Source organism: Specibacter sp. RAF43 (assembly GCF_052114065.1).
In the GTDB taxonomy this organism is placed as follows: Bacteria; Actinomycetota; Actinomycetes; order Actinomycetales; family Micrococcaceae; genus Specibacter.
The window spans coordinates 1-23,890 of sequence record NZ_JBFREA010000018.1; the positions used below are offsets into that span (position 1 = coordinate 1).

At 69.0% G+C, this 23,890-nt stretch carries 26 protein-coding genes; 8 read left to right on the top strand and 18 right to left on the bottom strand.

Annotation, left to right across the window (positions count from 1 at the left end):
- Positions 1–194: 194 nt before the first annotated feature.
- Together pheT and pheS are read right to left on the bottom strand one after the other, a co-directional pair.
- A complete protein-coding gene (gene pheT / locus AB4Y80_RS11040; RefSeq protein ID WP_442214176.1) occupies positions 195–2,738 on the bottom strand; it encodes a phenylalanine--tRNA ligase subunit beta in 2,544 nt (847 codons plus the stop codon).
- Positions 2,739–2,741: 3 nt separating this feature from the next.
- Entirely contained in the window at positions 2,742–3,830 is a 1,089-nt protein-coding gene (gene pheS, locus AB4Y80_RS11045; RefSeq protein WP_442214177.1) for a phenylalanine--tRNA ligase subunit alpha, read from the bottom strand.
- 184 nt (positions 3,831–4,014) lie between these two features.
- Here pheS and AB4Y80_RS11050 point away from each other — a divergent pair, with 184 nt between their 5' ends.
- The 4 genes from AB4Y80_RS11050 to AB4Y80_RS11065 are packed head-to-tail and all read left to right on the top strand — an operon-like array spanning position 4,015 to position 6,777.
- Positions 4,015–5,112 carry a hypothetical protein gene (locus AB4Y80_RS11050; protein ID WP_442214179.1) on the top strand — a complete coding sequence of 366 codons (1,098 nt, stop codon included), beginning with the start codon at positions 4,015–4,017 and terminating at the stop codon, positions 5,110–5,112.
- Positions 5,109–5,648 (top strand): hypothetical protein, encoded by a 540-nt coding sequence (locus tag AB4Y80_RS11055; RefSeq protein ID WP_442214180.1) that lies wholly within the window; start codon positions 5,109–5,111, stop codon positions 5,646–5,648. Before AB4Y80_RS11050 ends, AB4Y80_RS11055 begins: the two co-directional genes overlap by 4 nt.
- Positions 5,645–6,130 carry a hypothetical protein gene (locus AB4Y80_RS11060; protein WP_442214181.1) on the top strand — a complete coding sequence of 162 codons (486 nt, stop codon included), beginning with the start codon at positions 5,645–5,647 and terminating at the stop codon, positions 6,128–6,130. The genes AB4Y80_RS11055 and AB4Y80_RS11060 overlap by 4 nt, the downstream gene beginning before the upstream one ends.
- Positions 6,127–6,777, top strand: coding sequence for an SIMPL domain-containing protein (locus AB4Y80_RS11065; protein ID WP_442214182.1), 651 nt, complete (start codon positions 6,127–6,129; stop codon positions 6,775–6,777). Before AB4Y80_RS11060 ends, AB4Y80_RS11065 begins: the two co-directional genes overlap by 4 nt.
- Positions 6,778–6,786: 9 nt before the next feature.
- Here the strand turns inward: AB4Y80_RS11065 and AB4Y80_RS11070 are convergent, their stop codons facing one another.
- Positions 6,787–8,283 carry a long-chain-fatty-acid--CoA ligase gene (locus AB4Y80_RS11070; RefSeq protein WP_442214183.1) on the bottom strand — a complete coding sequence of 499 codons (1,497 nt, stop codon included), beginning with the start codon at positions 8,281–8,283 and terminating at the stop codon, positions 6,787–6,789.
- A 219-nt stretch (positions 8,284–8,502) separates the two neighbouring features.
- Between AB4Y80_RS11070 and AB4Y80_RS11075 the strand changes: the two genes are divergently transcribed.
- The gene (locus tag AB4Y80_RS11075) at positions 8,503–9,660 is read left to right on the top strand and encodes an Rv2578c family radical SAM protein (RefSeq protein ID WP_442214185.1); all 1,158 of its coding nucleotides are present in this window, start codon (positions 8,503–8,505) and stop codon (positions 9,658–9,660) included.
- A gap of 19 nt (positions 9,661–9,679) precedes the next feature.
- Here the strand turns inward: AB4Y80_RS11075 and AB4Y80_RS11080 are convergent, their stop codons facing one another.
- Positions 9,680–9,883 carry a DUF5302 domain-containing protein gene (locus AB4Y80_RS11080; protein ID WP_442214186.1) on the bottom strand — a complete coding sequence of 68 codons (204 nt, stop codon included), beginning with the start codon at positions 9,881–9,883 and terminating at the stop codon, positions 9,680–9,682.
- A gap of 64 nt (positions 9,884–9,947) precedes the next feature.
- A complete protein-coding gene (locus AB4Y80_RS11085) occupies positions 9,948–10,376 on the bottom strand; it encodes a (deoxy)nucleoside triphosphate pyrophosphohydrolase (RefSeq protein WP_442214187.1) in 429 nt (142 codons plus the stop codon).
- A 135-nt stretch (positions 10,377–10,511) separates the two neighbouring features.
- Here AB4Y80_RS11085 and AB4Y80_RS11090 point away from each other — a divergent pair, with 135 nt between their 5' ends.
- Positions 10,512–11,771 carry an MFS transporter gene (locus AB4Y80_RS11090; protein WP_442214188.1) on the top strand — a complete coding sequence of 420 codons (1,260 nt, stop codon included), beginning with the start codon at positions 10,512–10,514 and terminating at the stop codon, positions 11,769–11,771.
- Positions 11,772–11,849: 78 nt separating this feature from the next.
- Here the strand turns inward: AB4Y80_RS11090 and AB4Y80_RS11095 are convergent, their stop codons facing one another.
- The 5 genes from AB4Y80_RS11095 to infC all read right to left on the bottom strand — a co-directional run bounded on the left by AB4Y80_RS11095 (position 11,850) and on the right by infC (position 15,792).
- Positions 11,850–12,788: a cation diffusion facilitator family transporter gene (locus AB4Y80_RS11095; RefSeq protein WP_442214189.1), complete on the bottom strand. Its 939-nt coding sequence runs from the start codon at positions 12,786–12,788 to the stop codon at positions 11,850–11,852.
- A gap of 55 nt (positions 12,789–12,843) precedes the next feature.
- Complete coding sequence (locus AB4Y80_RS11100; protein ID WP_442214191.1) at positions 12,844–13,755, bottom strand: TrmH family RNA methyltransferase; 912 nt, start codon at positions 13,753–13,755, stop codon at positions 12,844–12,846.
- Positions 13,756–13,818: 63 nt separating this feature from the next.
- Positions 13,819–14,202, bottom strand: coding sequence for a 50S ribosomal protein L20 (rplT, locus tag AB4Y80_RS11105; RefSeq protein WP_442214192.1), 384 nt, complete (start codon positions 14,200–14,202; stop codon positions 13,819–13,821).
- 105 nt (positions 14,203–14,307) lie between these two features.
- A complete protein-coding gene (gene rpmI, locus AB4Y80_RS11110; RefSeq protein ID WP_038467906.1) occupies positions 14,308–14,502 on the bottom strand; it encodes a 50S ribosomal protein L35 in 195 nt (64 codons plus the stop codon).
- 108 nt (positions 14,503–14,610) lie between these two features.
- A complete protein-coding gene (infC, locus tag AB4Y80_RS11115; protein WP_442214193.1) occupies positions 14,611–15,792 on the bottom strand; it encodes a translation initiation factor IF-3 in 1,182 nt (393 codons plus the stop codon).
- A 255-nt stretch (positions 15,793–16,047) separates the two neighbouring features.
- On the opposite strand from infC, the gene AB4Y80_RS11120 reads away from it, so the two are divergent.
- On the top strand, positions 16,048–16,464 hold the full coding sequence (locus AB4Y80_RS11120; RefSeq protein ID WP_442214194.1) for a DUF1844 domain-containing protein: 417 nt from the start codon (positions 16,048–16,050) through the stop codon (positions 16,462–16,464).
- Between the two features lie 30 nt (positions 16,465–16,494).
- On the opposite strand, the gene AB4Y80_RS11125 is transcribed toward AB4Y80_RS11120, so the two are convergent.
- The 8 genes from AB4Y80_RS11125 to AB4Y80_RS11160 form a co-directional block, all read right to left on the bottom strand.
- Positions 16,495–17,841 carry an MFS transporter gene (locus AB4Y80_RS11125; protein WP_442214195.1) on the bottom strand — a complete coding sequence of 449 codons (1,347 nt, stop codon included), beginning with the start codon at positions 17,839–17,841 and terminating at the stop codon, positions 16,495–16,497.
- 42 nt (positions 17,842–17,883) lie between these two features.
- The gene (locus tag AB4Y80_RS11130; protein ID WP_442214248.1) at positions 17,884–18,783 is read right to left on the bottom strand and encodes an SseB family protein; all 900 of its coding nucleotides are present in this window, start codon (positions 18,781–18,783) and stop codon (positions 17,884–17,886) included.
- Between the two features lie 11 nt (positions 18,784–18,794).
- Complete coding sequence (gene priA / locus AB4Y80_RS11135) at positions 18,795–19,535, bottom strand: bifunctional 1-(5-phosphoribosyl)-5-((5-phosphoribosylamino)methylideneamino)imidazole-4-carboxamide isomerase/phosphoribosylanthranilate isomerase PriA (protein ID WP_442214196.1); 741 nt, start codon at positions 19,533–19,535, stop codon at positions 18,795–18,797.
- A 54-nt stretch (positions 19,536–19,589) separates the two neighbouring features.
- A complete protein-coding gene (locus tag AB4Y80_RS11140) occupies positions 19,590–19,745 on the bottom strand; it encodes a hypothetical protein (protein WP_442214197.1) in 156 nt (51 codons plus the stop codon).
- Positions 19,746–20,405, bottom strand: coding sequence for an imidazole glycerol phosphate synthase subunit HisH (gene hisH, locus AB4Y80_RS11145; protein ID WP_442214198.1), 660 nt, complete (start codon positions 20,403–20,405; stop codon positions 19,746–19,748). It abuts the gene before it with no gap.
- Between the two features lie 2 nt (positions 20,406–20,407).
- Positions 20,408–21,034 (bottom strand): imidazoleglycerol-phosphate dehydratase HisB, encoded by a 627-nt coding sequence (gene hisB / locus AB4Y80_RS11150; RefSeq protein WP_442214199.1) that lies wholly within the window; start codon positions 21,032–21,034, stop codon positions 20,408–20,410.
- A gap of 120 nt (positions 21,035–21,154) precedes the next feature.
- Complete coding sequence (locus AB4Y80_RS11155) at positions 21,155–22,252, bottom strand: histidinol-phosphate transaminase (RefSeq protein WP_442214201.1); 1,098 nt, start codon at positions 22,250–22,252, stop codon at positions 21,155–21,157.
- Between the two features lie 113 nt (positions 22,253–22,365).
- Entirely contained in the window at positions 22,366–22,839 is a 474-nt protein-coding gene (locus tag AB4Y80_RS11160; protein ID WP_442214203.1) for a LysM peptidoglycan-binding domain-containing protein, read from the bottom strand.
- 283 nt (positions 22,840–23,122) lie between these two features.
- On the opposite strand from AB4Y80_RS11160, the gene lexA reads away from it, so the two are divergent.
- Positions 23,123–23,866, top strand: a complete 744-nt coding sequence (gene lexA / locus AB4Y80_RS11165; protein WP_442214205.1) for a transcriptional repressor LexA — start codon at positions 23,123–23,125, stop codon at positions 23,864–23,866.
- The last annotated feature ends 24 nt before the right edge of the window (positions 23,867–23,890 follow it).

Consider the following 23,890-nt stretch of genomic DNA (forward strand, 5'->3'; position numbering starts at 1 on the left):
CCAAAAAGGGGCCACCCCACAACCACAAGCCGTGGTGCGGCCCCAACTCACGATCCAGCACCGATTCCAACGCGAGGCCAGCGATCCCGCCCCCAGCAGCAGCACCAATCCCGCGCCCACCCAAAATCAAAACGCAACAGGCTCATTTCCGGGGTTTTTCGACATCTATTGCGGGTCAGATCCGCCGCCGGGGACTAGCGCTGGGTGGCGCCGAACCGCTGGGCGGCCAGGTCCACCGCATTCGCCCGGGCCGCCGAGGCCTCCTCGGCGGTCAGCGTGCGGTCGGCCGCCCGGAAGCGCAGCCCGAAGGCCAGCGACTTGCGGCCCGCCGGAATGGCGGTGCCCTGGTATTCGTCAAACAGGGCAACGTCCTCGAGCAGTTCGCCGGCGCCTTCGCGCAGGGCCTCCAGCACGGCCGCGGCGGGGACCTCGGCCGGCACCACCAGCGCCACGTCCTGCGTGGCGATCGGGTAGGTGGAGATCGACCGGGCCACGATGACGTCCGGGGCGGCGTCAAACACCAGGCTGGCGTTGATCTCCATGGCCACGGTACGCGCCGGCAGGTGCCGCTCCGCCAGCAGCTTCGGATGCAGCTCGCCGGCGTAGCCCACGACCTCCCCGGAGCGCAGCGTCAGCGCGGCGGTCCGGCCGGGGTGGAACGCCTGGTGCGAGCCCTGCTCCACGACCAGGTCAACCCCGACGACGTCCGCCACCAGGCGGGCGGCGTCAATGGCGTCGGCCCAATCCCAAGTCCGCGGCGTGTGGCCCGGCGCGGCCGGGGTGTCCTTGCCCGTGAAGAGGGCGCCAATGGTGAGCGGCTGGTACGGGATGCCGTCATAGAGGGCGTCCAGGACGTCCTCGGAGGGCTTCACCCCGAGCGGCGGGATCGACGCGGTGCCCACCGTCCCGGACGGCAGGAAGACCAGGCCGGACTCAAAGAGGGCCAGGTCGTGGAAGCCGCGCGAGTGGTTCCGCTTGGCGGTCTCGATCAGGCCGGGCAGCACCGAGGTGCGCAGGTAGCCGAACTCCTCGCTGAGCGGGTTCGCCAGCTTGATGGCCGCCCGTTCGGCGCCGGCCTGGGCCACCCCAAAGGTGTCGTTGCCGGCCTTGGAGACAAACGGGTAGGCCAGGATCTCGGTCAGCCCCGCGTCCGCCAGGGCCTGGACCACGCGGCGGCGCTGCTGCTGCGGGCGCGAATAGCCCCGGCCGGGAGGCGCCGTCGGCAGGGTCGCCGGGATCAGGTCGTAGCCCACCAGCCGGGCGATTTCCTCGGTCAGGTCTTCCGGGGTGAGCAGGTCGTGACGCCAGCTCGGGGGCGTGACGGCATAACCGCCGTCGACTGCCTCCACCCCGGCACCCAGGTCCGTCAGGGAGCCGGTGATCTGCTCCGTGGTGAAGTCGATGCCGATGCGCGCGGAGGCGAAGCCGGCCGGCAGGAACACGGAGACGGGCGCGGGCGCGGTGCCCACATCGGTGGCCGCGGTCTCCTCGATGCCGCCGGCGAGCTCGACCAGCAGGTTCACGGCACGCTGGGCCGCCTCATCGGCCACCTCCCAGTCCACGCCGCGCTCGAAGCGCTTGGACGCCTCGGAGGGCAACTTGTGCCGGCGACGGGAACGGGCGATCGAGACTTCCTCAAAGTGCGCGGCCTCGATGAGCACGGTGACGGTGGTGCCGGAGACCTCGGTGGCGGCCCCGCCCATGACCCCGGCCACGCCGATGGCGCCGGAATCGTCGGTGATGAGCAGGTCCTCGGCGTCCAGCGCGCGGACCTTCCCGTCGAGGGTCTTGAGCGTTTCGCCGACGGCGGCGCGGCGCACCACGATGTCGCCGGCGAGCTTGTCGGCGTCGTAGAAGTGCAGCGGCTGGCCCAGCTCGATCATGACGTAGTTGGAGATGTCCACGGCCAGGGAGATGGACCGGATGCCGGCCAGGCGCAGGCGCGCGGACATCCACGGCGGCGTCGGCGCGGCCGGGTTGATCCCTCGCACCGTGCGGGCCACGAACCGGTCGCAGCCGGGCCGGCCATAAATGGGTGCCTCGTCCGCCAGTCGGACCGGGTAGCCCGGGCCGCTCGGGGCGGCGACCGTCACCCGTGCGGCGGGATCCGTGAATCCGGTGCCCGTGGCGTGCGCGTATTCGCGGGCCACGCCGCGGATGCTGAACACGTAGCCGCGGTCCGGAGTCACGTTGATTTCCGCGGCCTCGTCGCGTAGGCCGAGCAGCTCCAGCGCGTCCGTGCCGAGCTCCGGGTCCAGGCCCAGGGTGCCGAGCACCAGGATGCCGTCGTGATCCTCGCCGATGCCCAGCTCGCGGACGGAGGCGATCATGCCGGCCGAGACGTGGCCATACGTGTTGCGCGGGGAGATGCGGAAGTCCCCGGGCAGGACGGCTCCGGGCAGGGTGACCACCACCTTGTCGCCCACCTCAAAGTTGTGCGCACCGCACACGATCCCCTGCACGCCGGAGGGATCGATCCCGTCGCCGGACAGCGTCTGGGCCTGCCCCTCGGGGACAACCCGCACGGTGCACCAGTTGATGGTCTTGCCGTTGCTCTGCGGCTCCTCCACCCGTGAGAGCACCTGCCCCACGACGATGGGGCCGCGGATGTCATCCAGGGGACGGTGCACGGCCTCCTCTTCGAAACCAACCTTGACCAGCTCGGTCATTACGTCTTCGGCGGTTGCGCCCGCCGGTACCTGCGCATACTCGCGCAGCCAAGTCAGTGGAATACGCACCGCTTAGATCTCCATCCCAAAGTGTTCGCTGAAACGTACGTCGCCCTCGATCATGTCGTGCATGTCGGCGACCTCATTGCGGAACATCAGCGTCCGCTCGATGCCCATGCCGAAGGCAAACCCGCAGTACTCGTCCGGGTCGATGCCGGCGGCCCGGAGCACGTTCGGGTTGACCATGCCGCAGCCGCCCCACTCGATCCATCGCGGTCCGCCCTTGGCTCCGGGGTGCCAGATGTCCAGCTCGGCGGAGGGCTCGGTGAACGGGAAGAAGTTCGGACGCAGCCGGATGCTCGCCTCGTCGCCAAACATCTGCCGGGCAAAGTGTTCCAGGGTGCCGCGCAGATCCGCCATGGACAGGCCCTTGTCGATAGCCAGGCCCTCGAACTGGTGGAAGACGGGCGTGTGGGTGGCGTCGAGTTCGTCGGTGCGGAACACCTTGCCCGGGCACAGCACGTAAACGGGCAGCTCACGTTCGAGCAGCGAGCGGACCTGCACGGGCGAGGTGTGCGTGCGCAGCAGCAGGTGGGCCTCGGGCGGCTCCACGAAGAAGGTGTCCTGCATTTCACGGGCCGGGTGGTCCGGCGCGAAGTTCAGGGCGTCGAAGTTGAACCACTCGGACTCAAGCTCGGGCCCCTCGGCGATTTCCCAGCCCATGCCCACGAAGATGTCGCTGACCCGGTCCTGCAGGGTGGAGAGGGGGTGGCGGGCGCCGGCCCGTCGGCGGCGCGGGGCGGCGGTGACGTCCACGGTCTCCTCGACCAGGATGCGTGCGGCATTTTCCGCCTCGAGTACGTCGGTGCGGGCCGCGAGCGCCTTGGCGACGCGCCCCCGGGAGGCCCCCATGAGCTTGCCGGCGGCGGCCTTGTGTTCCTTGGCCAGCCCGCCGATCTCCCGGTTGGCCAGGCTCAGCGGCGACTTGTCGCCGGTGTGCGCCAGTCGGGCGGATTTCAGCTCCTCCAGCGTGGCGGCGGCGGCGATGGCGGCGAGCGCGTTGTCCACCGCCGCCGTGATGGCGGCCTCGTCCAACGGGTCCGGCACGGGTTCAGTGATCGATTCCGGCGCGTCGGCCGTCTTTAAGGGATTGTCAGACATCTACAGTTTTTACCTAAGCTCGATTGCGAGTAAGCGGCGGGGCAGCACCTCCCGTCCCGACCATTCTAGTTGACCGGCCGGTACGGCATGGAAATTGGGGCCGGTCCGCCCGCCGGCCCGATCGGTACGCACTCTTTACCCGTTTGCCATCCCCTTCCCGGGCGCACATTGCTACGCTCAAGGCATGCCCACCCGTGCAGCCTCCCCTGTGTGGCGTACGACGCCGGCCACGCGCCTGGCGTTGCTGGCCTGCCTTGCCCTGGGGCTGGGGGCGGGCGGACTGGCCGGATGCGGTGTCTTGCTCCCGGGCCGGGTTACGCATTACACCCCCGGGCCCGCCGCCGTGCAGGGCGCCGCGGACTGCCTGGCCACCTCCTCTTGGCATGGGCCCGGCATGAGCCCGGCGCCGGATGTGGGAGCCACGTTGGGCAGCGTGCCGCCGGGATTTGTCCCGGTGGATGCTGTGCTGTGCTCGCCGGGCCCGCCCACCGCGCAGGGATCGACCGGGCCGCCACGGCAAACAATTCTTGAACAGCATCTCTCCGGAGACTACGAGCCGCTGCTGGCCGCCCTGGAGGAACACAGCGACCGCCAGGAGGGCGGCGTCTGCCCGGCCATGGCCGAACTCATCCCCGACCTCTGGCTGGTCAACGCCGCCGGCAAGGCGGTCCACGTGCAGTGGCCGCTGACCGGATGCGGCTTCAGCAAGCCGGGCGTGCGCAAGGCCCTGGACGCATTGGCCGTCTCGTCCGCCAGGACGCTCAACCTGCCCGCGACCGGCCCCGGGCTGCCTACCCCGGGCCCGCCCGTCCACTACACGCCGGGCCCGGCGGCCCTCCAGGCCGGCGTTGACTGCCTGGCATCGTCGATGGCGCTGCCGGCCCGGGACATCCCGCAGCCGGAGGTGTTGGACCTGATGGGCAGCGTGCCGGAGGGGTTCGTGCCGGTGGACGTGGTGGAATGCAGCCTGCACGTGGGGGCACCCGCAGGCACGTCCGCCCCGACGCCGGTCGCACCCACCATCGTGGAACGGCACTTCGTGGGCAACTATGCCCCGCTGCTGGCGGCACTGGCCCAGCAGAGCGAGCGCCGGGACGGCGTGGTCTGCGAAGCCAGCCTGGAGCTCATCCCGGACCTGTGGCTGGTCAATGCCGCCGGCAAGGCCGTCCACGTCCAGTGGCCGCTGGACGCGTGCAACAAGTCCAAGCCGGAGACGGCCAAGGCCTTGGCCGGGCTGCAGCCCGGGGCCACCCGCTCGCTCGATGTTCCGGCGGCACGATGAGGGCCCTGCTGGCCTGCGTGGCACTTGGCCTGGGCGCCGCCGGGCTCGCGGGCTGCACGGCGTTCGCAACCCACTTCACACCGGGCCCCGCGGTGCTCCAGGACGGCGTCGACTGCCTGGTCCCCTCGGAGTGGCGTCCCGACTACGGTCCCACCGACCCGGCGGCCCGGCTCATGGGCACCGTGCCCGCCGGCTTCGTGCCGGTGGATGTGGTGCGGTGCAGGGAGGACTTCCTGCCGACGCCCAACGCCACCACGGTGAAACGGGTGGTGCTGGCGGAGCACCTCCGCGGCGACTACGCAGCGCTGCTGGCAGCGCTGGCCCAGCCCAGTGATCGGGCGTACGGCGCCAGCTGCACGGACGACGCAGAGTTCATGCCCAATTTGTGGCTCGTCAATGCCGGCGGCCAGGCGGTGCACGTAATGTGGCCGCTGGATGCCTGCGGCAAGACCCGCGGCAAGCCCGACACCGCGAAGGCACTGGCGGCGCTGACGGTCGCATCAACCAGCACACTCGACGCCCCGGTGCTCCCGTGAGGGCCGCCGTGCGGGCCCGGCAGCTGGCCAACGCGCTGAACCTGTCCACGCCGGCCGGGCTGCTGCTGGCGGCGCTGACTCGCACGCCCGTGCAAGGCGGCCCGGACGGGCTGCTGCTCGGAACCGGCTACCGGCCCAGGCTGCCACCTGCGGAGGCCTTCACCGTGGGCAATGTGATCTTCTACCGGGCCGATCGGGGCTTCATCGATGCCCGGCCCACCCTGCTCCGCCATGAGGCGGCGCATGCCACGCAATACGCCTGGTGCTTGGGCCTGCCGTTCCTGCCGCTCTACGCCGCCTGCGCCGCGTACTCGCTGTGGCGCACGGGCGAGCCGGGCAGCCGGAATTTCTTCGAGCGCCGGGCCGGGYTGGCCGCCGGCGGTTATCGCGAGCAGCCCGTCATTGCCAGATGGCGGCGGGACCGCCTGGCCGGGCCCCGGACCATTGGCGGCACGCACCCCAGCGAAAGGACCCTCCCATGAACGAATCCGTCCCGGCCAACGCCCACACCGTCACGGTCACCGGAACCGGCTCCGTGGCCACCGCCCCCGACTACTTCCACATCAACATCGGCATCGAGGCGCAGCGGCCCACCGTCCGGGAGGCCTACGCGGCGGCCGGGGCCGCCCTCGCCGCCATCTCGGCCCGCCTGCTGGAACTGCACGTGCCCCGGGACGTCATCGGCTCCTCCGCCCTGGACGTGCGCGCCGAGACGCGGTGGCAGGACGGCGCGGGCTCCCTGATCACCGGCTACACGGTCTCCAGCACGCTCAATGTCATGCTCCGCTACGACGAGGCGGCCGCGGACATCGTGGCCGCCGTCGTCGACGCCGGCAACAACAGCGTCCGGCTCAACGGCCTGACGCCGGCGGTCTCCGACCCCTCGGCCACGCAGGACGCCGCCCGGGCACTTGCCTGGGCGGACGCGCAGCGCTCGGCCCTGCTGTATGCCGAGCTGGCCGGACGGGCCCTCGGGCGGGCCGTCGCCATCGTCGAGGGCCCCGAAAGATGGAACCCGCCCATGCCGTTCATAACCCAAACATCCCTGACCGGCGATGCCGCCCTGGCGGTGGAGCCGGGGCAACGCAGTGTAAGCGCCGCCGTGACGGTCACCTGGGAACTGATTTAGGCGTGCTTGCTAGATGGTGATTTCCCGCTTGAGGATCTTGCCGGTGGGGCCCTTGGGCAGCGAATCCAGGATGACCACCTTCCGCGGGAACTTGTAGGCGGCCACCCGCTGCTCGACAAAGTCCCGAATGTCGGCGGCGAGCGCCTCCGGATCGTCGGCGCCGGCCGCTCCGGGCTTGAGCGAGACCGCCGCGTACACCTCCTCGCCGTGGATGTCGTCCGGGCGGCCGACGACGGCGGCCTCGGCCACGGCCGGGTGCTCGTACAACACCTCCTCGACCTCGCGCGGGTAGACGTTGTAGCCCCCGCGCAGGATCATGTCCTTTTTCCGGTCGACGATGAAGTACACGCCGTCGTCGTCCATTCGGGCCAGGTCGCCGGTGCGGAACCAGCCGTCGGGGATCGCGGCGGCCGTGGCGTCGGGGTTGTTCCAGTACCCCTTCATCACGTAGGGGCCGGCGACGGCGATCTCCCCCACCGTGCCGGGCTCGACGTCGTGGCCGGCGTCGTCCACGATGCGCAGCCGGGCGCCGCGGACCGGGGTGCCGATGGAGCCCGGCTTGCGGATGCCGTCCACCTGGTTGAAGGTCACCACGGGGGAGGTCTCGGACAGGCCATAGCCCTCCAGCAGCGTGGCGCTGAAGGATCGTTCGAATTCACGCAGGATCTCCAGGGGCAGCGGCGAGCCGCCGGAGGCCGCCACGCGCAGGCTGGAGACGTCATAGTTGTCCCGGCCCGGCGCCCGCAACAGCGCGATGTACATGGTGGGCACGCCTTCAAAGATGGTGACCTTGTCCCGCTGGATGATCTCCAGGGCCTTGAGGGGATCGAACTTGGGCAGCAGCGTCACCGTGGCCCCCGCCATGACGGCGGCGTTCAGCGCGCAGGTCTGTCCGAAGATGTGAAAGAACGGCAGCCCGCCGAAGATCACGTCGCCCCGGCGGATGTCGAAGAGGCCGCGGGAGACCTCGGCGTTGCTGCGCAGGTTCTCGTGCGTGAGCTCCGCGCCCTTCGGCTTGCCGGTGGTCCCGGAGGTGTAGAGGATGACGGCGGTCTCATCCTGCCCGGCCTCCGTCACGCCGGTGCGCGGCTCGGTGCCCGCGAGCAGCCCCATGAAGTCGGCGTCGATGGGGATGACGGCGGTTCCCGCGGCGGCCGCGCCGTCGGCGGCCTCGGCCATGACCCCGTCCCACACGAAGGCCAGCGCGGCCCCGGAGTCATGCAGGTGGTATTCGACCTCCCGGGCCTTCAGCAACGGGTTCAGCGGCACCACGACCGCCCCGAACCGCAGTATCCCGTAGTAGATGGGCGGCATTTGCGGCAGGTTGGGCGAAATCACCGCCACCCTGTCCCCCGCCGTGACGCCGCGGGCGGCCAAGAGTCCGGCGACCTTTGCACTCAGGGCGTCCAGGGCCGCGTACGTGATCTCGATGCCGTCGAGTTTGATGGCGACCCCGCCCGGGTTCTCCGCCGCCGAGGTGGTGAGGATGGTGGCCAGATTGGTCATTGCCGGCTCCTTGCTGTTGGAACGGTTGCCGCGTGGTCGGCGGCAGTGGGTGGGGCGCCCGCCGGTGTGGGGACGGGCTGCCTTTGCCCATAGCCTAGACCCGGCGGTCACGCGGGATGTGATCTGCGGCATAAACCCGGCACGGCCCGCAGCGGGCCCCGCAGCGGGGGATGCTTCGAAACCCTTGACCAGGAATCGAATTTCTGTTCGAATGGAGGCATGCGGTGGACCAATCAGCAGCTCGTCCCGGACCTAGTTGGCAGCGACCTAGTTGGCAGCGATTCAGTTGGCAGCGATTCAGGGACCTCGAGGGCGGGGGCCGTCACGCTGCCCCTGCTGCCGCTGGCCGGGCTGGTCAAGAGCGTGAACACGCCCGAGTTTGCCGGGGTCACCTTTCACGAGGTGATCGCGAAGTCCGCCCTCAACAAGGTCCCGCGGACATCCTCCATGCCCTTTGAATGGACGGTGAACCCGTATCGCGGCTGCTCGCATGCCTGCGTGTACTGCTTCGCCCGCAAGAGCCACACCTACCTGGACTTTGATTCGGGCGCCGACTTTGATTCGCAGGTGGTGGTCAAGGTCAATGTGGCGCAGGTGTTGCGCCGGGAACTGTTCAAGCCGGCCTGGGGCCGGCACCACGTGGCGCTGGGGACCAACACGGATCCGTACCAGCGCGCCGAGGGCCGGTACAAGCTCATGCCCGGCATCATCGCGGCCCTGGCCGACTCCGGCACCCCATTTTCGATCCTGACCAGGGGCACGCTGCTGGCCCGGGACATCCCCCTCCTGCAGGAGGCGGGCCGGCAGGTAAGTGTCGGGATGGGCATTTCCCTGGCCCTGCTGGACGAGGACCTGGCCGCGGCGGTGGAACCGGGCACCCCCGCACCGCGGGCCAGGCTGCACCTGATCGCCAAGCTCCGCGACGCCGGCCTGCCCTGTGGGGTCATGGCCATGCCCATCCTGCCGTGGCTGACGGATTCCCAGGAGTCCCTTGACGCGTTGTTTGCCGCGCTGGCCGGGGCCGGCGCCACCGGGGTCACCGCGGGGGCGCTCTACCTGCGTCCCGGGACGCGCGAATGGTTCATGCAGTGGCTGGCCCGGGAGCATCCGGCCCTGGTGGGCCGGTATCGGCGCCTCTACGCAACGGGCGCCTACGCGCCGAAGGAATACCGGCAATGGCTGGCGGGCCGGATCACCGAGGCCAAGCGGCGTCACGGCCTGGCCGGCTCGGCCGGGTTCATCCACGACCCCCGCCCGCAGCGGGCACGCCAGTCCTCCGGCCGCCTCCGGGACGGCCAGGGCGGCGCGGGCAACGAAAAGGCGGGGACGGCCCGCGCCGTCCCCGCCCCCTCCGTGCTCGAACCGACCCTGTTCTAGGGCGGCGTGCGTCTGCCGGCTATCCGCTCTTGCGGCGGAATTCACGCTTGTGCGACGCGGCACCGTGCTGCTGGTTGATCTTGCCTCCGCCGGCGGCCTCGACACTGCCGTGGTGCTGGTTTTTCTTGTTCTCCAGCGCCTGGCGAAACTTTTCCTTGGTTTCTTCGCTGGCACCGCCGGGTGCCGCGGGGGCTTCTCCGTTGTGTTTTCCTGACGACGTCACTGCACAACCTCCTAAGACTTGAGTAACCCCCAGTCTGGCATAGGGAGCGCCGAATCCAACAGCCCTAGTGGCGCGTGTCCAGGGCCTGCAGGGCGTGGACAATCGGCAGGTCCGCCGGAATCCACGGCAGGGCCAGGATCTTCGCCCCGGCCAGCGGAACCCAGCACAGCTCGTCATGATCTTCCAGTGGCGCCGGGGACCCGTCCGTCACCTCCGCCAGCCACACCCGCATGGTGGCGGTGGAATGCAGGGGCCAGCCATCCGGCGTCGGCCCCGCCACTTCGGCGCCCAGGCGCACCGCCACGCCAAGTTCCTCCCGGAGCTCGCGGTGCAGCGCCTCGCGGGGGGCCTCCCCCGGCTCCACCTTGCCGCCGGGGAATTCCCACATGCCGGCAAATTCCGGCGGTGCGGTGCGGCGGGCGGCGAGCAGGCGGGCGGGCTGGGTGATCGAATCAACGATGGCGCCGCCGACGATTTGTTTGTGCAAAGTCACCTGCCCAGTGTAGGGCGAACTAGACTGGTGCGGGACAGCGCCGTCTTGCCCCATCCACGTCCCTGCCGTCCCGCGCAGGGACCGGCCCGTACCCGCACCGCGGAGTTCCGCCGTTTCCCAGTGAAAGCACCCTTCATGACCACGCTGAAATCCGGGCCCGCCACGAGGGCCGGCCACCCCAACGCCGCCGCCTGGGCCATCTTTTCCCTCGCGATCGGCGGGTTCGGCATCGGCACCACGGAATTCGCCATGATGGGGCTGCTGCCCAATGTGGCCGACGGCGTGGGCGTGTCCGTCCCGGAGGCCGGCCACGTCATCTCGGCCTACGCGCTCGGCGTGGTGGTGGGCGCCCCGTTGCTGGTGGCCATCAGCGCCAAGATGCGGCGCAAGACGCTGGCGCTGGGGCTCATGGCGTTGTTCACGCTGGGCAATCTGTCCTCCTTCTTTGCCCAGGACTACGGCACGCTCCTGGTGACCCGGTTCATCGCCGGCCTGCCGCACGGGGCCTACTTCGGCGTCGCGGCCGTGCTCGCCGCCTCGCTGGTGGCCCCCACCAAGCGCGGGCGGGCCATCGCCATGGTCATGATGGGCCTGGCCGTGGCCAACGTGGTGGGCGTGCCGCTGGCGACATTCGTCGGCCAGCAATTCGGCTGGCGGCTGATGTTTGTCATGGTGGCGGCGATCGGGCTGGTCACGATGGCGAGCATCGCAAGGGTCATCCCCTCGCAAAAGGCCCACCCCGACGCCGGGCTGCGCCGGGAACTGAGCACGCTGCGGCGCGGCCAGGTGTGGTTGACGCTGCTGATCGGCGTCGTCGGCTTCGGCGGATTCTTTGCCGTCTACACGTACGTGGCCAACACGATGACGGACGTGGCCGGATTCCCGGCCGACTTCATGCCGGTGATCGTGGGCCTGTACGGGCTGGGCATGGTGGCCGGCAGTTTTGTGGGCGGTAAGCTGGCCGACTGGTCCGTGCTGGGGAGCATCTTCATCATGATGGTCTTCATTGCCGTGATCCTGGTGGTGTATGCGTTCACGGTACACATCCAAGTGCTGGCCCTGGTCATGATCTTCATCATCGGCGCCTCCGGATCCATGCTGGTCCCCTCCCTGCAGACCCGCCTGCTGGATGTCTCCCCCGGCGCCCCCACCCTGGCGTCCTCGCTGAACCACTCGGCCCTGAACATGGCCAACGCGCTCGGCGCCTTCGCCGGCGGCCTGGTGATCAGCTGGGGCTGGGGGTTCACCGCCCCGGCCCTGGTGGGGGCCGGGCTGGCGGTGCTGGGCCTGGGCGTGGCGGCCGTCAGCGGACTGCTGGAGCGCCGTCGCCCGCTCAAGGCCCAACCCGCCCATGCTGCCCCGCGCGAGAACTGGCCCGCAAAACGCGAGAACTGACCCGCAAAAGATGTCGAAAAATGGACGAAAATCGTGATTTTTCGACATCTTTTGCGGGTCAGTTCTTGCGGGAGGGCGCTATGGCCGGGGGTCGGGGTCCTTGGCTGCCGAATAAATGTCCGGCTCCAGGTAGATGACCGTGGCAATGGGCACGGCCGCACGGACGCGTTGCTCGGCGGCATCGATGGCGGCGGCGATCTGGGCCCCCGTTTCGGCCTCGAGCACGGCGATTTTCGCCGCCACCAGCAATTCCTCCGGGCCCAGGTGCAGTGTCTTCAAGTGGATGATGCTGCCCACGCCCTGCCCCACCAGGGCGGCCTCAATGGCCCGGACGTCATCCACCGTGGCGGATTCCCCGAGCAGCAGCGACTTCGTCTCCACGGCGAGCACGACGGCCACGGTCACGAGCAGCACGCCGATGAGGGCCGTGCCGGCCGCGTCCCACAAACCGTTGCCGGTCGCCAGGGTCATCGAGACGCCGAACAGGGCAAAGACCAGGCCGAGGAGTGCCGCCGCGTCTTCCAGTAGGATGACGGGCAGTTCCGGGGCCTTGGCCGTCCGGATGAACTGCCCCCAGCTTTTGGAGCCGCGCGTGGCATTGGATTCCCGGATGGCCACCGCGAAGGAGCGGCCCTCCAGGATGATGGCGCCCACCAGTACCACCAGCGGAACCCAGGCCCATTGGGGCTCCATGGCGTGCGGGTGCTCCCACTTGGAGTAGGCCTCGTAGAGGGCAAAGACGCCGCCCACGCTGAACAAGATGATGGAGACCAGGAACGCGTACACGTAGCGTTCGCGGCCGTAGCCGAAGGGATGCTCGGGGCTGGCCTGCCGGGTGGCCCGCTTGCCGCCGACCAGCAACAGGATCTGGTTGCCGGAATCGGCCAGCGAGTGGATGGCCTCGGCCAGCATGGAAGAGGACAAGGTCAAGAAATATGCCACAAACTTCAGTGCGGCAATGGACAGATTTGCCAGCAGCGCCGCAACGATCGCCTTGCTGCCACCTCCGTGAGCCATGATGGGTTCCCCTCGCTGTTGCGGACCGGGCGGTCGCCGTGTCCAGTGCCAAATATTACCCGGCCCGGCGTTGGGCCCTGGCACTGGCGTAGAGGCAGACCGTGGCCGCGGTGCCCAGGTTCAGCGACTCCGCCGACCCGTACACGGGGACCGCCACGCGGAAGTCGGCCAGGGCCTTTTCCTCCCCGGCCAGGCCCTGGGCCTCGTTGCCGAACAACCAGAGGGTGGGGTGCTCCAGAGAGTACCGGGAGTCGGGCATTTCCTGTTCGAAGCTGCGGGCCGCACTTTCATCCTGGAGCAGGTCCAGGTTCAGCTGGCCGTAGCCGTCGGCGGCCAGCACGCCAAGGCCGGCGGTCCGGGCGGCCGTGACGACGTCGGCGAGTTCCGCCCCGAGGACGACCGGCAGGTGGAAGAGGGACCCGGCCGTGGAGCGGACCGCCTTGGGGTTGTAAATATCCACGCTGGAGTTGGAGAAGATGACCGCGTCCGCGCCGGCGGCATCGGCGGCCCGCAGCACGGTGCCGGCGTTGCCGGGGTCGCGAACCTGGCAGAGCATGGCGATGAGCTTGGGCTTGGCGGCCAGCACCGCCTCCAGCGGCACGTCCACAAAGTTGCACACGGCCACAATGCCTTGCGGGGTGACGGTATCCGTCATGGCCGAGAGCACCATGTCACTGGCGATGCGGATCTGCAGCCTGGCGCCGCGGTGGGCGGCCAGTTCCAGCATCTCCGGATGGCGTTTGAGAGACTCGACCGAGGCATAGACGGCCTCGACGATCGGGCTGCCGCCGGCGTCCAGGGAGTCACGGTGGGCCTGAAGCGCCTCGCGCACGGCCTGCGGGCCCTCGGCAAAGAACTGGCGGCGCTTTAAACGCGCCGAGCGCCCGGCCAGCTTCGCAACGTCCCTGACTCGATCGGCTCGAGGATTGGTCATTGCATCAGCTGGCGGGCGCCCGGATTCACTCATGTTTAGGACTCTAGCAGTCGCCAACCATGAACTCGGAACCTGTTGGTTCCGCGGATTTTTATGCTACTTGGCGGCCGGCGCAGAGGTGTCTGCCGGCAGCGCTGCCTTGGCGATCTTCACCAGCGCGGCGAAGGCGCCGGCGTCGTTGACGGCCAGGTCGGCCAGCATGCGGCGGTCAACCTCGATCTCGGCGGCCTTCAGGCCCTGGATCAGGCGGTTGTAGGTCAGGCCGTTGGCGCGTGAGGCAGCGTTGATGCGCTGGATCCAGAGGCGACGGAAGTCGCCCTTGCGCTTGCGGCGGTCGCCGTAGCTGTACACAAACGAGTGCAGCAGCTGCTCTTTGGCCTTGCGGTACAGGCGCGAACGCTGTCCGCGGTAGCCCTTGGCGCGCTCAAGAATAACCCGACGCTTTTTGTGGGCGTTTACCGCCCGCTTCACACGTGCCACGTGCGTACTCCTTCAAGTTCTGTATCCCAAGCCAATCGTGCCTGAGAAGGCTTTTATGAAATGACGTCGTCCCGGAACGGGACCAACGCCGATCAACTTGCGAAATTAGATGCCGAGCATCTTTTTGATGTTGCGGACGTCGGCCTTGGCGACCAGGAGGTCGCCCTTGAGGCGGCGCTTCAGGCTGGAAGGCTTGTGCTCCAGGTAGTGGCGGCGGTTGGCCTGCTGGCGCCGCAGCTTACCGGAACCGGTGAGCTTGAAACGCTTCTTTGCACCACTGTGTGTCTTCATTTTCGGCATGAGGACCTGTCTCCTTACGTATCCACCGGCGCTGCCTGTGGTTCTCTTGCAGCGACTGGTTGGGTCACTGTGGGGGTGTGTTTTCACCGCTGAGCAAAGGGATGAACCCTACTCAGCCGAGTCTTTCTTGGCGGCCGCGGGCACGCTCTTTGCAGAGCCGCCCTTGGCCGCGGGCTTGACGGCCGGCTTGGCCGCGGGCCGGGCCGCCGGCTTGACGGCGGCGGGCTTGGGCATCGGCTTGGGCATCGGGATCGGCCGGGCCGCGACCGGCTTCGGCGCGGCGGCCGGGGCCGCGACGGCGGGCTTGGCGGCCGGAGCCGGGGCCGGGGCCGCGACGGCGGACTTGGCAGCGGCCGGAGCCTTCGCAACGGGCGCCTTCGCGACGGGGGCCTTCACCGCGGGAGCCGCGGCCGGCGCCTTCGCAACGGGAGCCTTGATCGGCTCAGCCTTTGCCGGCTCAACCTTGACGGGCTCAGCCTTGGCGGGCGGGGCCGTCGTGGTCGCGTCCTCGGCCGGCGCGTCAGCCGACTCGCCGGCAGCGGCCGGTGCGTCGACGACGGCGGCGGAGGCGTCGTCGTCCGTCAGGTGCAGGCCCGAGGGCAGCAGCTCTGCCAGGGACTGGGTCATGGGGACCTTGTTGTCGCGGTCCACGTCGACGCGGGCGGTGCCGTTGGCGACGGCTTCGTTGTGGGCCTTGGCGTCGGCGCGCTGCTGTTGGCGACGGGCCTCTGCCTTGGCTTCGGCCTTGTTCTTCAACGGGCCGATCACCATGACCATGTTGCGCCCGTCAATGCGGGGGCTCGACTCCACGGCGCCGACGTCGGCGACGTCCTCGGCGAACTTCTGGAGCAGGCGGATGCCCATTTCGGGGCGCTGCTGCTCCCGGCCGCGGAACTGGATCATGGCCTTGACCTTGTCGCCGGCGCCGAGGAAGCGCAGGGCATGCCCGCGCTTGGTCTCGTAGTCGTGCTTGTCGATCTTCAGGCGGAAGCGGATTTCCTTCAGGACGGTGTTCGTCTGATTCTTCCGCGCTTCGCGGGCCTTGACGGCGGCCTCGTATTTGTACTTGCCGAAGTCCATCAGTTTGCACACCGGCGGCTTGGCCGTCGGCGCGACCTCAACCAGATCCAAGTCCGACTCAGCGGCAAGACGGAGGGCATCTTCGATGCGGACGATCCCTACTTGTTCGCCTGCTGGCCCAACCAACCGCACCTCGGGGACGCGGATACGATCATTGATGCGTGGCTCGCTAATGTGTAACTCCTGTTGCGAAAGATATGTGAACGCCACCAGCAAAGGAGAAGGCCTCCCATCGCTGATGCAATGTGGAAGCCTCTAAGAAATCGGTGCCGCTCAACCCCTCTGCAGGGGGTGCGGCCAGCCTCCCGTCCGGGACGCTCCGACCTGAACCAGACAACGCCAACTTCTTGGGTCGAAAGGTGGGAGAGGACTCCACTTGCAAACCGGACGCCGTAACCTTTGAACCCTGCCTTGCGGCGGGCATCGAATAACGACATCCAGTCGGTCTGTGACAAGCTTAGCAGTATGAGTAGCTCAGATAACAATCAGGACACCCCGGAGACCCGCCACAGTTTCGACGCCTCCCCCGAAGAGGCGCTCAGCGACGCCGACACCGCCGCCGTGGTGCGAGACATCGCCGAAGTTCCCGCCGTTGAGGTCATTACGACGGCGGCCGTCCACCTGATGAGCGCGGCCGCGGTCAAGTGCGGGCTGGCCGCCGGGCCGGACGCATCGGAGCTTAAGGACCTGGATGAGGCACGCAAGCTGATTACCGCGCTGGCCGGTTTCATCACCGCCGCCGCCCCGGAGATTGGCAGTCAGCATGCCGGGCCGTTGCGCGACGGGCTGCGTTCCCTGCAGCTGGCCTTCCGCGAGGCCTCCGAGTTCCCGGACGCACCCGGCAAGGGTCCCGGCGAGAAGTACACCGGCGCCGTCAACTAGCGTCACGGCCGAGCACAGCCCTTAACGTCCCTACGCCGCGTCGGTCCCGCCCAGGACATCCTTCGACTCCGCCGCCGGCTCCCCGAGCGCCCCTCCCGGCGCAGCGGCCCGGCGGCGCCGGATGTTCTGCGCGGCAAGCCCGGCAAGGGCCAGGACGGCGGCGATGAGGCCGGTGATGGCGAATCCGGCCCAGGGGCCGATGTGGTCGATCATGGCCCCGGCGAACGGTGCGCCCATGGCGCTGCCGATCGTCAGGGACGACCCGTACCAGCCCATGGCCTCCCCGCGCCGCCGCTCGCCGACCAGATCCGCGATGTGCTCGGCACTGGAAGTCAGCACGGGCGCACACAGCAGGCCGGGGAGGATGGAGAGCAGGCCCAGCGTCCAGGCATCGGTGGCGAATCCCATCGGAATGGTCAGCACGGCCATGGCCCCGAGCAGCCACAACGGACTGATGGAGCGTTTCAGGGAGCCGTAGATCAGCCCGCCCAGCAGCGACGCGCCGCACCAGAAGAAGAACACGATCCCCAGCTGGCCCACCTGGCCGTTGGCGCGCAGGACGGCGACCATGCCGACATCGGTGCCGGAGAGCACCAGGCCCGCCCCGAGCGCCGCCCCCAGGACGGCCAGGACCGCCAGGTTGACCCAGGCCAGGTTGTCGCGCGTGCGGTCCCGGACACGGCCAAGGTAGCTGCCGGCGGCCGAGGACTGGCCGGCCACGATTTCCGCCGGGGCCATGTCCGCCAGCGAATCCAGGGCGGCCTGGTCGCCGACGGCGACGTACGCGCCCTGCTGGCCGGTGCGGGTGGGCGGATTGAACCACATGAGCAGCAACCCGGCGACGGCGGAGGCCGCACCAATGATGATCAGGCCCACGACGGTGTGGATGGTGGTGGCGAGCACGACGCCGGCGGCCGGGCCGATCATGAACGTCACTTCGGCGCCCATGGAGTCCAGGGCGTAGGCCGTGCGGCGTTGCTCCGCCGGCACCATGACGCCCAGCGCCTGGCGCACCACCGAAAAGATGGGCACGGCGAAGAGTCCCCCGAGCACCGCGGCAACCACCAGGAGTTGAAAGTTCAGGAACGGGGCAATGGACCACACGACCACCTCGGCGATGACGGACGGTATCAGGGCCCGCCGGAGCCCGTGCAGGTCCACCTGGCGCCCCCGCCACGGTGCGCCCAGGGCCATGCCGAGGGTGATGGCGGCGGCCACCCCGCCGGCGGCCGTGTAGCTCAGGCCCATGGTTTGGACCACATGCAGGGTCAGCAGGACCCCGGCCGCGGCGTGCGGGATCCGGGCAATCATGGCGATCAAGAGCAGCCGTCGCACGGGTGCCAGCGCGAGTAGTTGCCGGTAGGCGGCAAAATTCACGTGCGTCTTCTCTCTCGGCGTTGAAGCAGGGCCACCGGCCCGTCAGGGGCCCGGTGCGGGGTGCGGATTCAAGAGGCGGATCGCGACGGAGTCGACAGTGGCGGCGAAATATTGATTCCCCGCCCAGGTATCCTGCAGGGCCGCTAGGACGGCGGCCACGGCGGGCTGGTCGAGCCCGGGCCGCAACGTGAGGTTGACGGTCAGTTCCGGCCCGGCGCCACCCCCGTGCACCAACCGTCCAGACGGTTCAGCGTTCTTGTCCCACAGGGATTCTATGCCCTGGCCGGCGGTGGCGGAAATGGCCAGCACGGCGGGGTGGGCGAGCGCCGTGACGGAGTCCGCCAGCACCGTCAGCACGGCCGGATCCTGGTAGCTGGGGATCCACGGGCGCTGCTGAGCCAGCGCCCACATCGCCGGGCGGCGGACGACGAACGGCCGCTCGCTCCCCGGGTCCACCACCAGCAACGCAGCGTCCTCGGCGACCGCGGACAGCGCGGCCCGGGCGGCATAAACGGCGACCGGGCGCGCCTGGGGGTGCCACCGCGAAAGGGCGGCCGCGTTGGTGAACACGGGCAGCGCGCGACGACCGTCCGGGGCCTGCACGGTCACCAGGGCCATGTCCGACTCCTTGTCGGCCGCGAGACCGTTCGCGCCCACGGTTTGTTCGGCCAGCTGCGCCACGATCGGGATGAACACCCGCGCCGTCGCCAGGCTCGCCACCACGTCGCCCTCGACCCCGGTCCCGGCGACCAGCCGCTGCACCGCCGCGGCGAAGTGCGCGTCGGTGGCGCCGTCGTCGTTCTCAAAGTTGTGGTATTTTTCCTGCGCCGGCAGATCCCGCCCCTGCCAGGGCTGCCCGGCGGAGTCCGTTGCCCCGCCGGCGCCGGCCAGCTTGGCGGCGATGTGCCCGGGCAGCGGCTTCCGGGGCGTCTGGGTCACGATCGTGCGCCGAGTTAGCGGCGGCCGGCCACGTCGAGGGCCTGGGGCAGCGTGAACTTCCCGGCGTACAGCGCCTTGCCGACGATGGCGCCTTCGACGCCGTCGCCCACCAGATCACGCAGCACGCGCAGGTCCTCAAGGCTGGAGATGCCGCCCGAGGCCACCACGGGCTTGGCCGTGCGGGCACACATTTCGCGCAACAGGTCCACGTTGGGGCCGCGCAGCGTGCCGTCCTTGGTGACGTCGGTGACGACGTAGCGGGCGCAGCCGGCGTCCTCGAGCCGGGCGAGCACCTCCCAAAGGTCCCCGCCGTCCTTGGTCCAGCCGCGGGCCGCCAGGGTGGTGCCGCGCACATCGAGCCCGACGGCGATCTGCTCGCCAAAGCGCGCGATGGCCCGGGCCGTCCACTGCGGGTTTTCCAGCGCGGCCGTGCCCAGATTCACGCGGGCCGCGCCCAGTTCCAGGGCGCCTTCCAGGGAGGCGTCGTCGCGGATGCCGCCGGAGAGTTCCACCTTCACGTTCAGCGCCTGGACCACCTCGCGCAGCAGGGGCAGGTTGGAACCGCGCCCAAAGGCGGCGTCGAGGTCGACCAGGTGGACCCATTCGGCGCCGTCGTTCTGCCAGTTCATGGCCGCCTCAAGGGGTGAGCCGTAGCTGGTTTCGGAGCCGGCCTCGCCCTGGACGAGGCGGACGGCCTGGCCGTCGGCGACATCGACGGCGGGCAGCAGTTCCAGGATGGGGGCGGTGGTGGTCATCGGGTCCTCAACGTTCTTCGGTGGTTACGGGCTGTGCGGCGCGGCCGGCGCCGGCTAGTTGGAAAGCGTGAACAGGTAGGCCGCCAGCAGGGACATGACGGCAAGGGCAATGAAGCTGATGGGGATCCAGCGCGGCGTTTTTTGCTGGTAGAACGCATACGCGCCGCCGATCAGCAACCCGGCGAGCCCCATGAGCAGCAGGGACCACATCTAGGCGGCCTGGCGCAGCGAGTCGACCCAGTTGCGCAGCAGGCGCGCACCGGCGTCGCCGGACTTTTCCGGGTGGAACTGGGTGGCACACAGGGGCCCGTTTTCAACGGCGGCAATGAAGGGTGCGCCGTGTTCAGACCAGGTGACCAGGGGCGGTTTCATCCGGGGCTGGACCACGTCAAAGTCCCAGGTGAGCACACCGTAGGAGTGCACAAAGTAGAACCGCTCCTCGGCGACGCCGTCGAACAGCATGGAGTCCGCCGGGGCCGTGACTGTGTTCCACCCCATGTGCGGGACGACGGCGGCGGGCAGCAGCTCCACCGTCCCGGGCCACTCCCCCATGCCTTCCTGGCGCACCCCGTGTTCCACCCCCGCCTCGAAGAGGACCTGCAGCCCCACGCAGATGCCCAGCACGGGCCGGCCGCCGGCCACGCGGCGACCGATCATCCGCAGCGCGTCAACGTTTTTCAATTCGGCCATGACGGATCCGAACGCGCCCACGCCGGGCACCACCAGGCCGTCGGCGGTCAGCACGTCCTCGGGCCGGGCGGTGAGGGTGACGGCGGCGCCGGCCCGCTCGAGGGCGCGCACGGCCGAGCGGACGTTGCCCGAGCCGTAGTCCAGGACGGTGACGGTGGGCGGGGTCGGGGTGGCGCTCATGCTTACAGCAGGCCCTTCGTGGACGGGATTCCGGTGACCCGCGGGTCCGGTTCGACGGCGGAGCGCAGCGCCCGGGCAAAGGCCTTGAACTGGGCCTCGACGATGTGGTGCGGATCGCGGCCGCCGAGCACGCGCATGTGCAGGCAGATCTGCGCGTGCAGCGTGATGGCCTCAAACACGTGGCGGGTCAGCGAGCCCGTGAAGTGTCCGCCGATCAGGTGGTACTCCTGCCCGGCGGGCTCGCCGCCGTGGACCAGGTAGGGACGGCCGGATACGTCCACGACGGCGTGGGCCAGGGCCTCGTCCAGCGGCACGGTGGCCTCGCCGAACCGGCGAATGCCGGCCTTGTTGCCCAGGGCCTGGCGGAGCACCTCGCCGAGGGAGATGGCCACATCCTCCACCGTATGGTGGGCGTCGATGTGGGTGTCGCCGGTGGCCTTGATGGTCATGTCGATGAGCGAGTGCTTGGACAGGGCGGTGAGCATGTGGTCGTAGAACGGTACCGCGGTGTCGATGTCGGAGACCCCGGTGCCGTCCAGGTTGATCTCCACGAGCACGGAGGATTCGCTCGTGGCGCGCTCGATGCGTGCGGTGCGTCCCTGGCCGGGCTTCGGGCTGTTCTCGGTCATCGTTGGATGGTCCTTAAGTGTGTGGCGTCGCTCAACGCGGTGCTGGCATGTCCCTCCAGTTTAGGAGGAGAGGGCGATTCCACCCAAAGCGGATCATTCTCCCCCGGGTGGGCGGCGGGGCTAGCGCCCCAGCAGGGCGCGCAGTCCCTCCAGGAAGGCCGTGGTTTCCGCCTCGGTTCCGGCCGTCACCCGCAGGTGCCCGGGAATGCCGACGTCGCGAATCAGCACGCCGTCTGCCAGGAGCCCCTCCCAGACGGCCTGGGGGTTGGCGAGCCCGCCAAAGAATACGAAGTTGGAGTCCGACGGCGACGGCGCCAGTCCCATGGCCGTGAGCTCGTTGACGATCCGGTCTCGCTGGACCTTGATGTGCTCCACATTGGCGAGCAGGGAGTCCGAGTTGCGCAGCGCCGCGACGGCGGTGGCCTGGGTGATGGCGGAGAGGTGATACGGGAGGCGGACAAGCCGGACGGCGTCCGTGACTTCGGGCGCGGCGGCCAGGTACCCGACGCGGGCGCCGGCCAGGGCGAACGCCTTGCTCATGGTGCGTGAAACCACCAGGCGCGGGCGGCCCGGAAGCAGGGACAGGGCACTCGGTGTTCCGGCGTGCGCAAACTCGGCATAGGCCTCATCAACGATGACGATGGCCTGCGATGCCGTCCCCGCCTCGTAGACGGCCTCGACGACGTCGAGGCCGAGGGCCGTTCCGGTGGGATTGTTGGGCGAGCACAAGAAGACGATATTCGGCGCCTGCTCGCGCACCTGGCGTGCGGCGGACTCCGCGGTCAGGGCGTAGCCCTCGGCGCGCACACCGGTGACGTAGGCGGTGCCCGTGCCGCTGGCCAGCAGCGGGTACATCGAATAGGTGGGCGGGAAGCCGATGGCCCGGCGGCCCGGCCCGCCGAAGGCCTGCAGGAGCTGTTGGAGAACCTCATTGGAGCCGTTGGCAGCCCAGATGTTCTCCTCGGTGAGGTCGTGGCCAAGATATGCGGCCAGGGCGCGGCGAAGCTCGGTGAATTCGCGGTCCGGGTAGCGGTTGAGTCCGTCAAGTTCGTTGGCGACGGCCTTCAGGATCGCCTCCCGGGCGTCCAGGGGCACCCCGAAGGTATTTTCATTGACGTTGAGCAGGATGGGGACGTCCAGTTGGGGGGCACCGTAGGGGTGCTGACCGCGAAGATCGTCGCGGAGGGGTAGCTGGCTGAGACGTTCAAACTGATCCATGCCACCAGTTTAAGTGGAGCCGGGCAAAGTTCCGAACTTGTGACGGCCCGCGGGCCGGCCGTCTTCGTCACATCAGCCTGCCCGCGGCCGTGGGGCGCCGCTATGGGGCACCGCTATTTGGGGCGTGGCACGTAGAGCTGCTGTCCGGCCTGGATGACCCCGGTGCTCAGGCCGTTCAGGGCCACAATCTCGCTGACCACGGCCCGGACGTCGCGGCCGGGATCGCTGGCCGCGGCGAGGGACCAGAGACTCTCACCCTGGAGGACCGTGACGGTGGAGGCGTAGTCGGCCAGGTTGACCCGGGTTCCGGTCACGGCGGCATTGGCCGGGCTGGCGACGGTTCCCAGCAGGAGGGCCAGCGCGACGAGGGCCACGACGGCGGCCGTGAGAAGCGCCGGGATGCCCAGGAACACCAGGCGGCCGCGGCGGGTCAGCCGGAGCGCGGCCGACGCCTGGGGCCAGCGGAGCGCGGCCGACGCCTGGGGCCGGCGGAACGCGGCCGACGCCTGGGGCCGGCGGGGCGCGGCCGACGGGGCGACCCGCACGGGTTGGGAAGGACCGGCAATGGAAATCATCAATGCGCTCATGACTTCGTTTCCTTTCACACAATGGAGATTCATCCCGAACCGCGATCCCTGCGGATCCCACGCCCGGGCGAACTTCCATGCTCAACATGTTCGATAGAACAGATGTTCTAACGTGTGTTCTCTAGTTTTAGCATCTATTGACTACTGTTGCCAAGACTCGATAGAACAAATGTTTGAAATTCGTCCATTTTTGGCTTAATCTAGGAGGAGGATTCGCAACATAAGGGCAGTCCACCAGCAGGCACTGACATTATTCGATTGCATCCAGGAAAGGACGACGACAATGGCGCCAGCAGAACCGTCGCATCGCATCCCCCAGGCCCCCAGCAGGGCCGGAATGAAGGGGTTGACGGTCCGACAAAAGAAGATTCTTGAGTGCATCCAACGGTCCATTGCCGACAAGGGCTACCCGCCCTCGATGCGTGAAATCGGCGACGACGTGGGCCTGGCGAGCTTGTCCAGCGTCACGCACCAGCTGACCCAGTTGGAACGCCACGGCTACCTGCGCAGGGATCCCAAGCGGCCCCGCGCCATGGAGGTGCTCATCCCGCTGGTCCTGGACAATGGGGTGGTGGAGATCGAAGGGGTCGACTCCCCGGAGCGTGTGCGCAGTTCGAACGGCCTGAACTTTGCCCAGCTGAGCAGTTCCTCGGACACGGCGTTTGTTCCGCTGGTGGGACGGATTGCCGCCGGCGGGCCCATCCTGGCAGACCAGATGGTCGATGACATCATGCCGCTGCCGCGCCAGATCGTGGGCAGCGGGGAGCTGTTCATGTTGAAGGTGGCCGGGGACTCCATGATCGACGCGGCCATCTGCGACGGTGACTGGGTGGTGGTGCGCCGGCAAAACACGGCGAACAACGGGGAAATCGTGGCCGCCCTGCTGGACGACGAGGCCACGGTCAAGACGTTCCGCCAGCGCGACGGCCACACGTGGCTGCTGCCGCAAAACACCCGTTATGAGCCCATCCTCGGCGACAGCGCGACCGTGATGGGCAAAGTGGTCTCGGTCCTGCGCAGCCTCTAGGCTGCCCCCGCACAGGCGCCCCCG

Bases quoted from the DNA above. Each gene is read 5' to 3' on its own strand.
- AB4Y80_RS11120 (WP_442214194.1), top strand. From the start codon at position 16,048: ATGAGTAGCTCAGATAACAATCAGGACACCCCGGAGACCCGCCACAGT.
- AB4Y80_RS11070 (WP_442214183.1), bottom strand. From the start codon at position 8,283: ATGACCAATCTGGCCACCATCCTCACCACCTCGGCGGCGGAGAACCCG.
- hisH (WP_442214198.1), bottom strand. From the start codon at position 20,405: ATGAGCGCCACCCCGACCCCGCCCACCGTCACCGTCCTGGACTACGGC.
- AB4Y80_RS11065 (WP_442214182.1), top strand. From the start codon at position 6,127: ATGAACGAATCCGTCCCGGCCAACGCCCACACCGTCACGGTCACCGGA.
- AB4Y80_RS11155 (WP_442214201.1), bottom strand. From the start codon at position 22,252: ATGGATCAGTTTGAACGTCTCAGCCAGCTACCCCTCCGCGACGATCTT.
- priA (WP_442214196.1), bottom strand. From the start codon at position 19,535: ATGACCACCACCGCCCCCATCCTGGAACTGCTGCCCGCCGTCGATGTC.
- rpmI (WP_038467906.1), bottom strand. From the start codon at position 14,502: ATGCCGAAAATGAAGACACACAGTGGTGCAAAGAAGCGTTTCAAGCTC.
- hisB (WP_442214199.1), bottom strand. From the start codon at position 21,034: ATGACCGAGAACAGCCCGAAGCCCGGCCAGGGACGCACCGCACGCATC.
- AB4Y80_RS11090 (WP_442214188.1), top strand. From the start codon at position 10,512: ATGACCACGCTGAAATCCGGGCCCGCCACGAGGGCCGGCCACCCCAAC.
- AB4Y80_RS11160 (WP_442214203.1), bottom strand. From the start codon at position 22,839: ATGAGCGCATTGATGATTTCCATTGCCGGTCCTTCCCAACCCGTGCGG.
- AB4Y80_RS11050 (WP_442214179.1), top strand. From the start codon at position 4,015: ATGCCCACCCGTGCAGCCTCCCCTGTGTGGCGTACGACGCCGGCCACG.
- AB4Y80_RS11140 (WP_442214197.1), bottom strand. From the start codon at position 19,745: ATGTGGTCCCTGCTGCTCATGGGGCTCGCCGGGTTGCTGATCGGCGGC.
- AB4Y80_RS11100 (WP_442214191.1), bottom strand. From the start codon at position 13,755: ATGAGTGAATCCGGGCGCCCGCCAGCTGATGCAATGACCAATCCTCGA.
- AB4Y80_RS11075 (WP_442214185.1), top strand. From the start codon at position 8,503: ATGCGGTGGACCAATCAGCAGCTCGTCCCGGACCTAGTTGGCAGCGAC.
- AB4Y80_RS11095 (WP_442214189.1), bottom strand. From the start codon at position 12,788: ATGGCTCACGGAGGTGGCAGCAAGGCGATCGTTGCGGCGCTGCTGGCA.
- lexA (WP_442214205.1), top strand. From the start codon at position 23,123: ATGGCGCCAGCAGAACCGTCGCATCGCATCCCCCAGGCCCCCAGCAGG.
- AB4Y80_RS11055 (WP_442214180.1), top strand. From the start codon at position 5,109: ATGAGGGCCCTGCTGGCCTGCGTGGCACTTGGCCTGGGCGCCGCCGGG.
- pheS (WP_442214177.1), bottom strand. From the start codon at position 3,830: ATGTCTGACAATCCCTTAAAGACGGCCGACGCGCCGGAATCGATCACT.